This window comes from Arsenophonus sp. aPb (assembly GCF_029873475.1).
Taxonomy (GTDB): Bacteria; Pseudomonadota; Gammaproteobacteria; order Enterobacterales; family Enterobacteriaceae; genus Arsenophonus.
Genome location: NZ_CP123499.1, coordinates 1,271,863 through 1,287,796 on the forward strand (window position 1 = coordinate 1,271,863; position 15,934 = coordinate 1,287,796).

14 protein-coding genes are annotated in these 15,934 nt (G+C 38.5%); 13 read left to right on the top strand and 1 reads right to left on the bottom strand.

Annotation, left to right across the window (positions count from 1 at the left end; translation table 11 throughout):
- Position 1: 1 nt before the first annotated feature.
- From flhC to QE177_RS05650, 11 genes are all read left to right on the top strand, one after another.
- Positions 2 to 571 carry a flagellar transcriptional regulator FlhC gene (gene flhC / locus QE177_RS05600; protein WP_280551844.1) on the top strand — a complete coding sequence of 190 codons (570 nt, stop codon included), beginning with the start codon at positions 2 to 4 and terminating at the stop codon, positions 569 to 571.
- Between the two features lie 122 nt (positions 572 to 693).
- The gene (gene motA, locus QE177_RS05605) at positions 694 to 1,587 is read left to right on the top strand and encodes a flagellar motor stator protein MotA (RefSeq protein WP_280551846.1); all 894 of its coding nucleotides are present in this window, start codon (positions 694 to 696) and stop codon (positions 1,585 to 1,587) included.
- 2 nt (positions 1,588 to 1,589) lie between these two features.
- A complete protein-coding gene (gene motB / locus QE177_RS05610) occupies positions 1,590 to 2,552 on the top strand; it encodes a flagellar motor protein MotB (protein ID WP_280551848.1) in 963 nt (320 codons plus the stop codon).
- A gap of 2 nt (positions 2,553 to 2,554) precedes the next feature.
- Positions 2,555 to 4,489: a chemotaxis protein CheA gene (gene cheA / locus QE177_RS05615; protein WP_280551850.1), complete on the top strand. Its 1,935-nt coding sequence runs from the start codon at positions 2,555 to 2,557 to the stop codon at positions 4,487 to 4,489.
- 56 nt (positions 4,490 to 4,545) lie between these two features.
- On the top strand, positions 4,546 to 5,037 hold the full coding sequence (locus tag QE177_RS05620) for a chemotaxis protein CheW (protein WP_280552221.1): 492 nt from the start codon (positions 4,546 to 4,548) through the stop codon (positions 5,035 to 5,037).
- A 247-nt stretch (positions 5,038 to 5,284) separates the two neighbouring features.
- Positions 5,285 to 6,961 carry a methyl-accepting chemotaxis protein gene (locus QE177_RS05625; RefSeq protein WP_280551851.1) on the top strand — a complete coding sequence of 559 codons (1,677 nt, stop codon included), beginning with the start codon at positions 5,285 to 5,287 and terminating at the stop codon, positions 6,959 to 6,961.
- 50 nt (positions 6,962 to 7,011) lie between these two features.
- Positions 7,012 to 8,619, top strand: coding sequence for a methyl-accepting chemotaxis protein (locus QE177_RS05630; protein ID WP_280551853.1), 1,608 nt, complete (start codon positions 7,012 to 7,014; stop codon positions 8,617 to 8,619).
- On the top strand, positions 8,616 to 9,479 hold the full coding sequence (locus QE177_RS05635) for a CheR family methyltransferase (protein ID WP_280551855.1): 864 nt from the start codon (positions 8,616 to 8,618) through the stop codon (positions 9,477 to 9,479). Before QE177_RS05630 ends, QE177_RS05635 begins: the two co-directional genes overlap by 4 nt.
- Positions 9,467 to 10,510 carry a chemotaxis response regulator protein-glutamate methylesterase gene (locus QE177_RS05640; protein ID WP_280551857.1) on the top strand — a complete coding sequence of 348 codons (1,044 nt, stop codon included), beginning with the start codon at positions 9,467 to 9,469 and terminating at the stop codon, positions 10,508 to 10,510. The genes QE177_RS05635 and QE177_RS05640 overlap by 13 nt, the downstream gene beginning before the upstream one ends.
- Positions 10,511 to 10,549: 39 nt before the next feature.
- On the top strand, positions 10,550 to 10,936 hold the full coding sequence (cheY, locus tag QE177_RS05645) for a chemotaxis response regulator CheY (RefSeq protein ID WP_026823460.1): 387 nt from the start codon (positions 10,550 to 10,552) through the stop codon (positions 10,934 to 10,936).
- A 15-nt stretch (positions 10,937 to 10,951) separates the two neighbouring features.
- On the top strand, positions 10,952 to 11,608 hold the full coding sequence (locus tag QE177_RS05650) for a protein phosphatase CheZ (protein WP_280551859.1): 657 nt from the start codon (positions 10,952 to 10,954) through the stop codon (positions 11,606 to 11,608).
- A gap of 139 nt (positions 11,609 to 11,747) precedes the next feature.
- Here QE177_RS05650 and QE177_RS05655 read toward each other — a convergent pair whose 3' ends face one another.
- Positions 11,748 to 12,059: a DUF5339 domain-containing protein gene (locus QE177_RS05655; RefSeq protein ID WP_280551861.1), complete on the bottom strand. Its 312-nt coding sequence runs from the start codon at positions 12,057 to 12,059 to the stop codon at positions 11,748 to 11,750.
- Positions 12,060 to 12,449: 390 nt separating this feature from the next.
- On the opposite strand from QE177_RS05655, the gene flhB reads away from it, so the two are divergent.
- Both flhB and flhA read left to right on the top strand, forming a co-directional pair.
- Positions 12,450 to 13,601: a flagellar biosynthesis protein FlhB gene (gene flhB / locus QE177_RS05660; RefSeq protein WP_280551862.1), complete on the top strand. Its 1,152-nt coding sequence runs from the start codon at positions 12,450 to 12,452 to the stop codon at positions 13,599 to 13,601.
- Positions 13,594 to 15,681: a flagellar biosynthesis protein FlhA gene (gene flhA / locus QE177_RS05665; protein ID WP_280551864.1), complete on the top strand. Its 2,088-nt coding sequence runs from the start codon at positions 13,594 to 13,596 to the stop codon at positions 15,679 to 15,681. Before flhB ends, flhA begins: the two co-directional genes overlap by 8 nt.
- Positions 15,682 to 15,934 lie beyond the last annotated feature (253 nt).

The following is a 15,934-nucleotide window of genomic DNA, read 5'->3' on the forward strand; positions in this document are numbered from 1 at the left end:
TATGGCGAGTAAAAGTATTGTTCAAGAAGCAAAAGATATTCATTTAGCTATAGATTTAATTAATTTAGGTGCACGTCTTCAAATGTTGGAAAGTGAAACTCAACTAAGCCGAGAGAGATTAATTAAATTATATAAGGAATTACGGGGCAATCCACCACCTAAGGGTATGTTGCCATTCTCAACCGACTGGTTTATGACTTGGGAACAAAATATTCACTCTTCTATGTTTTATAATGCTTATCGCTTTTTATTAACTAGTGGTCATTATAGAGGAATAAATGCCGTCGTACAGGCTTATCGTTTGTATCTGGAACAATGCGGCACCGAGCCAAGTAACCCGCCCATACTTGCTTTGACAAGGGCCTGGACGTTAGTTCGGTTTGTTGATAGTGGCATGTTGCAATCATCAACTTGTCGCTGCTGTGGTGGAACTTTTATTACCCATGCTCATCAACCGGTGAACAGTTTTGCCTGTAGTTTATGCCAGCCACCTTCAAGGGCGATTAAAAAACGTAAACATTCTTGTCAATTTGCCGATATTCATCCTCAAGTATTGGGGCAAATTCAGTAGCATACCCACTGTACAAATAAAATAGAGAGTTATGGTTTAGGTTTACCATAGCTCTTATCGGTCGGTATGTTAGCTTTGAATACAGATCTCTAGTTTATCATCATCAATAAAGGGAATATCAAGTGCTTGTATTCTTAGGCTATCTTGTGGTTATTGGAGCAGTATTAGGTGGTTATTTACTTGTCGGGGGGCACTTATCTGCTCTATATCAACCGGCAGAGTTTTTAATTATATTTGGTGCTGGTTTGGGCGGTTTTATTGTCGCTAATAATGGTAAAGCGATTAAATCAACATTAAGGGTGTTGCCAAGGTTACTTACAAGCTCCCGCTATAATAAATCAATTTATATGGATCTCATGGCGCTACAATTTCGCTTGTTAACAAAGTCGCGTCAAGCAGGGGTATTGTCGTTAGAGCGCGATATTGAAGATCCCGAACAGAGTGACATTTTTTCTCAATATCCAAAGTTATTAAGTGATCCGCATTTAATGAGTTTTTTAACTGATTATATGCAATTGATGATTACTGGCAATATGAATGCTCATGAAATTGAAGCATTGATGGATGAAGAAATTGCTACTTTTGAGCAAGAGGCTGAAGTCCCTGCGGTTAGCTTAAGTATGTTAGGTGACTCATTGCCGGCTTTTGGTATTGTTGCTGCGGTGATGGGTGTAGTGCATGCACTTGCTTCCGCCGATAGGCCCGCTGGCGAGATGGGAATATTAATTGGTAATGCGATGGTAGGAACTTTCTTGGGTATCCTGCTTTCATATGGTTTTATTTCACCGTTAGCTAATTTGGTACGACAAAAGAGCCATCAACAAATTAAGATGATGGAATGTATTAAAGTCACTTTACTCTCATCCATTAGCGGTTACGCACCACAAATTGCAGTAGAATTTGGCCGTAAAACGCTATTTTTAGATGATAGACCCTCTTTTAGTGAATTAGAGGATCATGTGCGTAGCATGAAAAATCCGACGAATACTAATTCCGCTGATGTTGAAGATGATTGATTATGAAAACAGCAAAATCGACCATCATTATCAAGAAAAAACGGCGTAAGAAATCCAATCATTACCACGGAGGCTCCTGGAAAATTGCTTATGCGGATTTTATGACAGCCATGATGGCTTTCTTTTTAGTTATGTGGATTTTATCTATTTCCAGCCCGCAAGAGTTAATTCGTATTGCTGATTATTTTCGTACACCGCTTAAGGTTTCATTAAATAATGGCCCTAAGAGTGGTGATGCGACAAATATTATACCGGGTGGCGGAAAAGACATTACCTATCGTGAGGGTGATACGTTACCTAAAGAGCCCAACCAACTGCCAGAGACTGAACAAGATCGCTTTAAAAAATTACAACAGGATCTTGAATTATTAATTATGAATGATCCTCGCTTACAGGATCTAAAACCTAATTTGTTAATTGATTTAATGGATGAAGGATTGCAGATACAAATAATTGATGGCGAAAATCGGCCTATGTTTGCTAGCGGCAGTGCGGTAATTGATAAAAATATGCAAAAAATCCTGCATGTGTTGGCACCGGTATTAAATGATTATCCCAATAAAATTAGTCTGGCTGGTCATACCGATAGTACAGCTTATGCCAAAGGCGGCTATGGTTACAGCAACTGGGAATTGTCGGCAGATCGGGCAAACTCTTCGCGCCGGACATTAATTAGTGGTGGTCTGGATGAACATAAAATCATGCGTGTTGTTGGTATGGCTTCAACGGTGCCATTAGAAAATAATCCTGCAGCTGCAGCTAATCGACGAATTAGTATTTTGGTGTTAAACAAAGAGAGTGAAGCCGCGATTATTCACGAAAATCAGCGGCCTCAGCCGACAAAAGAGATTGGCGAACAAAATAGCGAACAGGTAGAGAGTTCGTTAACACCTTCTTTAGCACCAACAGCAGTATTACCTACCGACCATAGCGAAGTGATATTGGCTCAACCAAAGGATAAATAGCCATGGAGCTAGGTGCGTTTTATCAAGTATTTTTCGATGAGACAGAAGAACTATTAGATGAGATGGAGCAAAAATTGCTCCATCTTAATATTGATACTCCTGATAGGGAGGCGCTTAATGCTATTTTTCGTTGTGCACATTCTGTTAAAGGTGGTGCTGCGACATTTGGCTTTAGTCAATTACAAAAAACCACTCATATATTGGAAAATGTGTTAGATGGGCTACGAAGCCAAACGATATTGTTAACGGCCGACATTCTTCAGGCATTATTAAATGCTAAAGATATTTTATTAGCGCAGCTTAATGCTTATCGCAATGAACAATTACCTGATGAATATTTATCTAGTCAAGTTGAAGCACTGTTTTATACGGTGATACCAACCAGTGATAAACCTGTAGTAGAGGCGGTCACAGCTAAAACGGCCGCGGAAACTTATTTTAGTATCAAATTAGTTGATCTTAAGCCACATGAAGTAACATTACTCCTCGATGAATTAAATATCTTAGGTACGGTGATTGAGCATCAAATTGAGCAAACTACATTAACCGCTTTACTACAGACCACTGAGTCTCAACAGGATATTACAGCTGTACTGTGTTTTCTACTTGATGAGCAACAGATCCATTTTTCCATAGCAAATTCAATTGCAGAACAAGATAGTCAGCATAGTCAGTTAATCGATGAAAATAAGCAACTAACTACAGTAGATAAAACAGCCGCGAAAACTATCGCTGCTATAGAGTCAAATCGATCTTTTACCCCCTCAGAGGCATCAACCATTCGCGTCGCGGTAGAGAAAGTTGATCAACTTATTAATTTAGTTGGTGAATTGATTATTACCCAATCTATGTTGATGCAACATAGCCAGCAATTAGATGATCGTCATAATCCATTACATGATTGTCTTAATCAATTAGCTAGGAATTCGCGTGATTTACAGCTTTCAGTGATGTCAATTCGTATGATGCCTATGGATTATGTCTTTAACCGATTTCCACGCTTGGTCCACGATTTAGCAATAAAACTTAATAAAAAAGTTTCATTAACCCTTAAAGGCAAAACGACTGAATTAGACAAAGGGTTAATTGAAAAGATTATTGATCCACTTACCCATTTGATACGTAATAGCCTTGATCATGGGATTGAATTACCCGAAGTTAGACGGCAAAGGGGAAAAGCAGAAGAGGGTCAATTAATGATTTCTGCTGAGCATCAAGGTGGCAATATCTGTATTACCGTTAGTGATGATGGCAATGGATTAAATAGAGAAAAAATTTTACAAAAAGCCCAAAGTATTGGTTTAGAAATATCCGATCAAATGAGCGATCAAGATATTGCGATGCTAATTTTTGCCCCGGGGTTCAGTACGGCGGAAAGCGTGACCGACGTTTCCGGTCGGGGCGTCGGCATGGATATTGTAAAACAGAATATTCACGAAATGGGTGGCCAAATTACATTAACTTTTCAGGCAGAAAAAGGGACTACCACCCGTATTTTTTTGCCATTAACCTTGGCTATTTTAGAGGCCATGTCTGTTCAGGTGAGTGATGAAATTTTTATTTTGCCGCTTAACGCAGTCGTCAGTGTTTTACAACCCAAAGCCGAACAAATTTTTATTTTAGGTAACAATGAAAAATTACTGTTAGTTTGGGATGAATATATTCCGCTGATTGAACTCTATCAAGTGCTGGATATTTCGCAAGGGAAAAAAACGATAAATGAAGGCATTGTCGTCATAGTTCAATATGCAGGTAAAAAATACGCTTTATTTGTTGATAGTTTATTAGGTCAGCAGCAGGTAGTGGTAAAAAATATAGAAACAAATTTCAAACCGATTAAAGGGATCACGTCTGCCACAATTATGGGCGATGGGAGTGTAGCATTAATTCTTGATATTAAAGAACTCTATCAATTGGCTTATTTAAAAAGGCAATAATAGATTATTAAATGGCAAAATTATTAATATAATTGGCAACAAGGAGTTTAGCGATGATGAAACAAGAGGGATTTAGCAATATTAAAACCGAACGACAAGGAACAGGTTATTTAATTTTCACTTTAGGTGAAGAGGAATATGGTATTGATATTCTAAAAGTGCAGGAAATTTGTGGTTACCATCATGTTACTCGCATTGCTAATATGCCTGATTTTATCAAAGGGATCACCCACTTGCGTGGAGTCATTATTCCTATAATTGATTTAAGAATTAAGTTTTCCCAGTCTGACGTAATATATGATAATAGTACGGTTGTTATTATAGTCATGTTATCACAAAGAATTATTGGTATTGTTGTTGATGCGGTTTCTGATGTATTAACGCTAATGCCAGAACAAATTTGTCCACCACCTGAAATATCAACAATTTTATCTGCTGAATATCTTATGGGCTTAGGAATGTTAGAAGAACGGATGTTGATTTTGGTGAATATTGAAAAATTACTTAATAGTCAAGAAATGGCATTAATTCAAGATATCGATGATTAAATAAATTATCATGTTGATTAATCTAGGCAAAAATAGTGCAGGATATTTATTTAATTACAATAAATAACTTGTTAACAACTGACAAAAATAAAATATATTTACTAATCTAGTGGTGTGCTAGCAATATCAGTAAAAAAATACAATTAAACGTATAAAAAAGAATAATAAAAAACCATCAATTATTGCTATAAAGTTTCTATTGCGAGGGACGATATTTTATCTATCTTAATGAAATGGAAATTTTTATATGCTAAATAGAATGAAAATTATTACAGGTTTAATCATCACATTACTTCTGTTTGGCATATTACAATTGGCATCAGGGGCATTTTTTTTCTTTGATTTAAAAGATCAAAAAGAGGAAATAGCCTTATTAGCCCAAATGCGTAACCAGCGAATATTACTTAATGAAGGCTGGGTTCATCTGCTAAAGGCCAGGATCCAACTCAATCGAGCCGGTGTTAGTTATTTATTAACCAAGAAAAAGGTACCGATAGATGAACCAGTTGGCCAAATTATTGAAGCTGCGCGCTTGAATTTAGTCAAAGCAAGAGAATATTTCGATAAATATCAACGTACCGCTAAATTATCTTTGCATGATCCGAAGATCCTCGCTGATTTATCAAAAAATTATACCCGCTATATGGAGTCATTACATTCACTAATTTTTTTATTAGAAAATGATCAAATAAAAGATTTTTCAGATCAACCAACATCAATTTATCAACAAGAATTTTCGCAAGCACTGGATCACTATCTTAACGAAAGTCTAGTGGTGTATGATGAAATTATTGGTCACTCAGAAGTATCATATCGTTATTCTGTTTATACCCTATTCGTTGTCTTGTCAGCGTTGATCCTATTGCTGATCCTCTGTTGGTTTGGTATCCATCGTTTATTGATTCATCCGTTAAATTCATTACTAATGAATATTAAAGCTTTCTCGGCAGGTGATCTCTCATCGCATATTGCTATTACTGGCAACAATGAAATGGGGAGATTGGCGGCAGGACTAAAACATATGCAATATGAATTGATCCAAATGGTCAAAAGTGTTTCAGGCTCTGCCGACAAAATTTATGCACGCACCAGTGAAATTGCAACAGGTAATAGTGATCTTTCCACTCGTTCAGAGCAGCAGGTTGCCGCTCTAGAAGAGACAGCCGCCAGTATGGAGGAGTTAACGATTACCGTTAAGCAGAATGCTGAACATGCTACTGAGGCAAATAAATTGGCTGATTCAGCCTCAGAAATTGCCTGGGAAGGGGGGCAAGTTGTCGCAAATGTCGTTGACACCATGAAAAGTATTTCTGAAAGTGCGCAAAAAATCGCTGATATTACCAGTGTAATTGATGGCATTGCTTTTCAAACCAATATATTAGCCCTTAATGCGGCGGTTGAAGCCGCCCGCGCTGGCGAACATGGCCGTGGTTTTGCGGTCGTGGCCGAGGAGGTTCGTAATCTTGCCCAACGTAGTGCTAATGCAGCCAAAGAAATTAAAGGCTTAATTGAAAATTCAGTTAGTCGTACGTTAAGCGGCGCAAAACTGGCGGAAGAAGCTGGCGAAACAATGGGCAAAATTGTTGAGTCTATAGTTAGTGTGACAGAAATCATGGGTGAAATTGCCTCCGCCTCCGATGAGCAAAGTAAGGGTATTAATCAGGTCAGTATTGCTATCAACGAAATGGATCATGTACTACAACATAATGCTTCATTGGTTGAACAGTCTGGTGCGGCGACGGCGGAATTAGAGATCCAGACTAAAATCTTAACTGATCTGGTTTCGGTATTTAAATTACCCCAAGAGGATACTGATGAGCCATATCATCAATCAAGTGAAAATCTCGCTAAGGGTGTGACGGCGGTAGAAACGATTGATGATAAGAAAAAAGTAACCAATGATGATAATTGGACAGCATTTTAAACACTGATTATTTGCCAAAGAAAAGTGAATTAAGGATTAAAGCTACAAGGATGAAATTAACACTCAGGGTATCTACCCGTCTTCACTTATTACTACTTTTTTTTTGTACTATACAATTTGTGACAGGGGGAACTGCGATCAATATCTTTCATCAGCAGCAATCTCACTTTGAACATTTAGATATCAAGATAGATAAATTAGAGGCTTTGACCTTAAGTTGGAATCATTTACTTAAAGCACGCAGTACCCTCAATCGATTGACGTTGCGGATGCAAACAGATTACCCAGCCGATAAATTGGCCATATTAAGTAGCCGAATTGATAACCAATTAGCCGAGACAGAAAAATATTTTCACCAGTTTAGTCAGTTGTCTCAGCAATATTATCAAGAAAAAAGCCGGAAAATTACCGCTGATATTGAACGCGATTATCAGGCTCTGAACCATGCACTTCATATGATAAAGAAATTATTAGATAAACGAGAGATTAAACAGGCTTTACAAGTACCGAGTGAAGGGCATCTCTTAAGGTTTGAAAATAGTTATTTTACTTATATCAAACATATCAATAGTGAAGTTGGTGAGGCAGCGAAATATAGTCGAGATTCAAGTCAGTTTTCCTTGATTATGTCGATTATTACCCTGATTACGGTTTTTATCGCTTGTCTATTGACCCATTTTAATTTGCAAAAAAAATTAATAACCCGTTTTAAAATGATGAAAAATTGTTTTATCGATATTGCTAATGGTTATTTAGACAAACCGCTAATTGAAAATGAGCAAGATGAATTGGGTAAAATTTTTACTAAGTTTGCAGAAATGCGAGAAGCGATTATTACCTCAGTTGCGGCAGTAAGGTTCAATACCCGCGAAATGCAAACAGGTATGCAAGCGGTGAAAACGGGTAATATAGCCCTGGCAAAACATACTCAACAGCAAGGGGTTAACTTAGAACAGACCGCTGCTGGCATAGAGCAGTTTACCATCATTGTTCAACAAAACGCCCATCATGCCCAACAAGCTAATGAACTGGCAATTTCAGCCGAAAAAACAGCCACTAAAAGTGGAAGATTGACGGGTAAAGTGGTGGATACGATGACCAGTATTACCCAAAGTTCGCAAAAAATTGCTGCGATTATTAGCGTAATCGATGGAATTGCTTTTCAAACTAATATATTAGCCTTAAATGCAGCAGTAGAGGCTGCCAGAGCGGGTGAACAAGGGCGAGGTTTTTCTGTGGTCGCTACTGAGGTCAGGGAATTAGCGCAACGCAGTGCTGAAGCGGCGAAAGAGATAAAAAGCCTAATAGATGAATCTGTCGAGTGTGTCACTATGGGGGCTGAATTGGTCAATCATGCGGGTAGTACCATCAACGAATTAGTCATTTCTGTTAAACAGGTTACCAAGCTTATGCAAGAAATTGCCGCGGCAACCAAAGAGCAAAATCAGGGGATCCAGCAGGTAGCGATTAGCATAGAACAAATGGAACAGATGACCCAACAAAATGCCACCTTAGTAGAGCAATCATGTCATGTTGTTGAGACATTAGAGATACAAACGGAAACCCTGATAAATATCGTGTCAAAATTTAAGTTGCCACAACGTTGTTTTAATCATTTAACCGTTAAAATGAACTTATTACAGGCAGATAATAAATGAAATTAATGCCTGGTGATTGTCATCAGCAGCAATGGCAATTAAGTGATAAAGCGTTTAAACAGATTTGTGACCTTATTTACCAAAAAACTGGCATTGTTTTGCTAAAGCAAAAAAAAATGATGGTTTACAATAGATTGCTTAAGAGATTGAAAATCTTGCAATTAACCTGCTTTGAGCAATATGTCACTTTACTGATGCAGCATAAGCAAGGTACTGAATGGCAATACTTTATCAATGCATTAACTACCAATTTGACCGCCTTTTTTCGTGAAGCGCACCATTTTGATGTGGTAGCGCAACATGCTAAAGCCAATAGACAGGATGTCTATCGGGTTTGGTGTACGGCGGTTTCTACCGGAGAAGAAGCTTATTCCGTTGCTATGGTATTAAATAGTATTAAAACCGATCATATTTTTCGTAAGGAAATTGTGGCGAGTGATATTAATAACCAAGTTTTGCAGATTGCTCAGCAAGGTATTTATGCTGAGGAAGTGATCACTGCTATCCCTGCCCAGTTAAGAAAGTCATTTTTATTAAAAGGCCAAGGTGACAATCAAGGCTATGTACGTATCCATGAGGAATTACGTAAACAAATACAGTTTCAGCAGATTAATCTTAAAGACAAATATTGGCCAATAGAAGGTCAGTTTGATGTCATTTTTTGTCGTAATGTGATGATCTATTTTGAAAGTAAAATGCAACAGGAGTTATTAGATCGCTTTTTACCGCTATTAAAAAAAGATGGTCTATTGGTGATTGGTCACTCAGAAAATATTTGCCAACCAAATAGCCATTATCAATTAGTTGAGCGCAGTATTTATCAATTGAAAAATCAGAAGATACAGCGATGGAAAAAATAAAGGTACTTTGTGTTGATGATTCAGCTTTAATGCGCAAAATTATGCGAGAAATCCTGGATCAGCAGCCAGACATGGAAGTTGTTGGTTGTGCGGCAGACCCCTATATTGCACGGGAAATGATAAAACAGCGACACCCACACGTATTGACACTGGATATTGAGATGCCACGCATGGATGGACTCTCTTTTTTAGAAAAAATCATGCGGTTACGCCCGATGCCAGTGATTATGGTTTCAACCTTAACCACCAATGGTTCTCAGGCAACATTACGTGCTTTGGAGTTAGGTGCGGTAGATTTTGTCACCAAACAAACCTTGAATTTCAAACAAGGCGTATCGGCTTATGCCAACTTATTAAGTGACAAAATTAGAGTGGCAGCAAAAGCAAATATTATAAAAATGCGTCAACCAGCGAAATACCCAAAACTTAATCTGCCCTTACTGCAAGTTACCAATGATGTTATCGCGATTGGTGCCTCAACCGGTGGCACTGAGGCCATTCGGCACTTATTACAAGGTTTACCGCAAAATATGCCGGCAATTGTCGTTGCGCAACATATGCCAGCAGGTTTCACTCGCTCTTTTGCTGAACGTCTTAATCGTTGCTGTTTTTTGCAAGTTAAAGAAGCAGAACAGGGAGAAAAGTTATTAGCGGGACATGTTTATATTGCGCCGGGTAATTTTCATCTAGCTTTAACCAAAACCGGCCGATATTACCAAATAGTCTTGCATCAACAAGATATGGTTAACCATCATCGCCCTTCGGTTGATAATTTATTTTTTTCCGTGGCTCAAACCGCCGGAAAGCGGGCAATTGGCATGATTCTTACTGGAATGGGAAATGATGGAGCTATGGGATTATTAGCAATGCGGCAAGCAGGCGCTTATACCTTCGCACAGAATGAAAAAAGCTGTGTTGTTTACGGTATGCCAAAAGTCGCATTGCATTTAAATGCGGTAGATGAAGTTGGTGATATTAATGATCTTGGTCGATTGTTACTCGATAAATTAGAGCAACGTTATGCAGGGTAATTTGCAACAAATTGAAAGTGAGATAGGGCTATTTAAACCATGACAAATAAAGAATTAATGTTTCTGATCGTAGATGATTTCTCAACGATGAGAAGAATATTACGTAATTTATTGAAAGAATCAGGGTTTCATAATGTCGAAGAGGCTGAAGATGGTGAAGATGCTTTGGCTAAAATGAATAAGCATAATTTTGATTTTATTATTACAGACTGGAATATGCCAAATATGGATGGCTTATTATTACTTGAAACGATCCGCCAACAGGAAAAGTGGGCAAAGCTACCGGTTTTAATGGTTACCGCGGAAGCCAAAAAGGAAAACATTATTGCTGCATCAAAAGCCGGTGCCAGTGGTTATGTGGTGAAACCTTTTACCGCTGCTATTCTTGAGCAGAAAATTGAACAGATTATTCAAAAAATGGCATAAAAACAAGGAGGTAATATGGTCAACAGGCAAGATGAAAAACCAGAATCTCATCACGATAAATTAGAAATCATTAACCGTCTTGGACGGTTGACTCGCATTATTCATGAAGGGTTACGTGAGTTAGGTTTAGACAAAAATATATCCAGAGCGGTAGAAGTGATACCGGATACTCAACAGCGCCTAGATTATATCGCCCAGATGACTTTTCAAGCGGCAGAAAAAACCCTTAATAGTCTTGATCAAATCAAACCTAAGCAGGAGTGGTTAATTCAACAAGCGGAACAGTTAACACAACGCTGGGATAAATGGGCGCAATTATCGATTGAATTAACGGAAACTAAATCGTTGGTGGGGGATACACGACAGTATCTGGCTCAGTCACCGCAAGTCAATAGTCAAATCAATGCGCAATTATTGGCTATTATGATGGCGCAAGATTTTCAAGATTTAACCGGACAAGTGATTAAAAAGCTCTCTTTAATAATACAGGAAATTGAACAGCAACTTGTGTCTGTTTTATTAGAAAATATGACGCCAGATATTGCCAATTCCTTATCCTCGATAAATCGTTCGAATGAATTACTAAATGGACCACAACTTACGACAGATCGGAAAGAAAATTACTGTCAGCAAACACAAGTAGATGAGTTACTGACAAGCTTGGGATTATAAATGCGATAAAATTGCTAGTCAGCGGCATGTACGGTAATTGGTTGTTAATAGGGGATAGACAGCCAAAATAAAAGAGATACAAGATTATGCAAAATAAAATAACCAATGTATCTCTTATAAAGCGATGATCAAATATTATTTACTTCATATTTAACGACTGTTTTATCTGCCGCATTGCTTCAATGCCTTGTTGGCAAGCTTTATCTTGCTGATCTTTAGGCAGGGCAACGATCTGTTTTTTACCATCTTCAAGCTGATTTTTTATTGAATCAAGTTGAGCCTTAGTTTGTGGGTTTTCAGATGCCTTAGTAACTAAGGAATCTACTTCAGAGAAATAAGTTTTACAGGTATCAGTTGCACCGATATAGTCAATTTTTTTCTCTTCTTCTGAACAAGCAGTGATAATAAATGCTAATAAACCCATGCTACAAATTAATAGTAATTTTCTCATAATAATCCCTAACCAAATAATATTTATGTAGTTTAAAAAGTATAGATTCATTTTATTAAGATGTGAAATATTAATGATTTTATTCAGCTATGAATTATACATTCGCATAAAAAGCGCATTTTAAAATGAAGAAAAAGCTAGCGCAATTAGATAACACGATCGTTCATCGTTATTGCGACAAATCAATAGCAATAGCTAATTAGCCGTAATTTAATCATCTTATAATAGGGGCAAATATGAGCACTATTTTGGTTATTATAATTTTTGCATTTTATTTAATAGCATAAATAATAACTATTTTTTCTTTGTTATCTCCCTTTTGAGTTGATTTTATTATGGCAAGCATAGCGCCTTTCCTTTGTCAAAAGAATATTAACGAGGTAAAAGGGAGTGGCAGAAGAGAGTGATTTAGAAAAAACCGAAGAACCCACCGCCAGAAAAAAGGAAAAAGCAAAGGAAGATGGCCAGGTTGTTCGTTCACGTGAATTAAGTTCTTTTTTCATGTTAATTGCCGGTGTTTCGCTATTTTGGATTTGTGGCCATTATTGTTATCAAAAGCTGCATGCACTTTTTTCACAGACTTTTTATTTTGATAAATATATTTTATATAACAGTCAGCTATTGCCTAGTTTAGTGTTTGAGTCGATTAAAATAGGCCTGAACGCATTATTGCCGATTATAGCCGGATTGGTATTAATCACCTTTGCTGCCCCCAGTTTTTTTGGTGGGATACAGATTAATTTTAAATCGATTAAATTTGACTGGAAAAAATTAAATCCAATTACTGGATTAAAACGCTTATTTTCGATTAATGCATTGGCTGAGTTGTTTAAAGCATTATTGAAAGTGATGCTAGTTTCTATTGGTATTACTCTTTTTTTATGGGTTAATCTTCCTCACTTTTTTCACTTAGTCACTGAACCACGTCATTTGGCATTAAGTCAAGCTGCGCAATTAATGATATTTGCCGCTTATATTGCCATTTTTATGCTTATACCCTTAGTGGCCTTTGATCTTATTTATCAGCTGCGCAGCCATTTGAAAAAACTCAGAATGACACGCCAAGAGATCAAGGATGAGTTTAAACAGCAAGAAGGTGATCCGCATATTAAAGCGCGTATTCGTCAGCAGCAGCGAGAGATTTCCCGCCGCAGAATGATGGCTGATGTGCCGAAAGCCGATGTTATTATTACCAACCCGACCCACTATGCTGTGGCGTTACAGTACGATAATCAACAAATGCAAGCGCCGAAAGTATTGGCAAAAGGGGCTGGATTAATTGCATTAAATATTAAGCAACTGGGTGAAGAAAATCGTATTCCAGTGCTGGAGGCACCACCTCTGGCAAGAGCGCTTTATCGTCATAGCAAAGTCGGTGGTCATATTCCGGCAACACTTTATGCCGCGGTGGCAGAGGTGTTGGCCTGGGTATATCAGCTCAGACGTTGGCAGCGAGAAGGCGGATTGAAACCAAAGAAACCAACCAATGTATCAGTACCTCAGGGACTGGATTTTGCAGGAGATAATAATACTCATGGCTAACTTAGCCTCACGATTGCGTCTACCTAAAGACTTAAAAAATACCCAATGGCAAATTTTAGCTGGACCGATATTGATCCTATTAATTTTGTCAATGATGGTTTTGCCATTGCCGCCTTTCTTATTAGATATGTTGTTCACTTTTAATATTGCCCTCTCGATTATGGTGTTATTAGTGGCCATGTTTACCAAGCGTACCCTTGAATTTGCGGCATTTCCGACTATTTTGCTGTTTTCAACTTTATTACGGCTATCACTCAATGTGGCTTCAACCAGAGTCATTCTGTTAGAAGGACACACTGGATCGGCGGCGGCAGGCAAGGTTGTCGAATCCTTCGGCCATTTTCTGGTGGGTGGTAATTTTGCTATTGGCATAGTGGTCTTTATTATTCTGATCCTAATTAACTTTATGGTAATTACTAAAGGTGCTGGTCGTATATCCGAAGTGGGAGCACGCTTTGTTTTAGATGGTATGCCAGGTAAGCAGATGGCTATTGATGCTGATCTGAATGCCGGTTTGATTGATGAAGCTGAAGCTAAAGCGCGACGTAAAGAAGTAACCCAAGAGTCTGATTTCTATGGTTCAATGGATGGCGCCAGTAAATTTGTACGCGGCGATGCCATTGCCGGACTGATGATTATGGCGATCAATATCATTGGTGGTTTAGTGGTTGGTGTTGCTCAACATGGCTTAACCCTGGGTGAATCAGCCAGTATCTACACACTGTTAACCATTGGTGACGGCCTAGTAGCCCAAATTCCGGCATTGATTATTTCTACCGCCGCCGGCGTGATTGTTACCCGCGTAGCGACTGATGAAGACGTTGGTGAGCAGATGCTAAGTCAACTGTTTGATAATCCACGGGTATTAATGTTAACTGCCGGTGTATTAGGGTTGCTTGGTCTAGTCCCCGGTATGCCAAATATTGTTTTTCTGCTGTTTACTTTTCTACTAGGTTTTATTGGTTGGAAGTTGATGAAGCGTTCAGTTAAACCAGTAATTGATGTAGAACAACAACAAAATATTGAGCAGCGTTATCAAGCGGTAGAGGTTAGTTGGGATGATGTTCAACCTGAAGATCCATTGGGGATGGAAATTGGTTACCGTTTGATCCCGATGGTTGATCAGGGACAAAACGGCGAATTACTCAATCGGATTGGTGGCATCCGCAAAAAATTTGCTAAAGAGATGGGTTATTTACCGCCGGTGTTACATATTCGCGATAATATGGCGCTTAAACCAGAAGCTTATCGTATTTTAATGAAAGGGGTAGAAATTGGTCGGGGAGAGGCCTATCCAGGGCGTTGGTTAGCGATCAATCCAGGTGGTGCTATAGGAGAATTGACCGGTGATGCTACCCAAGAGCCTGCTTTTGGTCTACCAGCGATTTGGATCGATGAAGCGTTACGTGAACAGGCTCAAGTACAAGGTTATACGGTAGTGGCAGCCAGTACGGTGGTTGCGACCCATTTTAATCATCTGTTAAGTCGATTTGCCCATGAGTTATTTGGTCGGCAGGAAGCACAGCAGCTTTATGAACGGATCAGTAAAGAATTACCGAAACTAACCCAAGATCTGATGCCTGATGTGATAAATTTGACGCTGTTTCATAAAGTATTACAGAATTTATTAAGTGAGCAGGTGCCGATACGTGATATGCGTACCATCATCGAAACGTTAGCTGAACATGCCGCTGAACAAAAAGAGGTGACAGAACTAACCAGTTTGGTACGCATTGCTTTAGCCAGAGCGATTACTCAGCACTGGTTTGGTGATAAAGAAGAGATCCAAGCTATTGGTCTAGATATTAGCCTTGAACGGGTTTTGATCCAGGCGCTGCAATCGGGTGGTGGATTAGAGCCTGGTCTGGCCGGTAATATTGAGCAACAGGCAATTGAAGCGCTCAATAATCAAAGTTTAATGGGTGCACCACAGGTGTTAATTGTCAATCATAGCTTACGCCCTTTAATGTCACGTTTTTTACGTCGCGCTTTACCGCAGCTTGCTGTAGTTTCCAGTCTTGAAATCAGCGATGAGCGAAAAATTCGTTTAACCTCATTTATTGGCCAACCGGCCAGTTAACATTAACGATGAACGCTTTTGCCACCCAAAAGTGACCAAAGCGTTCATCGCCAGCGATAAAATTCTCTCGCATAATAGCTGCATAAAATATTAACCGATTAAATAAAGCAAAAGTGACGGGGTTTATTGCCTAGTTATGGAGTTAATGAAAAAAATAATACTCAAAAATATAGATATTTCATGAATATTTTATTATTGAGGGATAGAAAACCTAGCAACAAATTGCGGGGATAATTAGAGCCTATTAAATTAT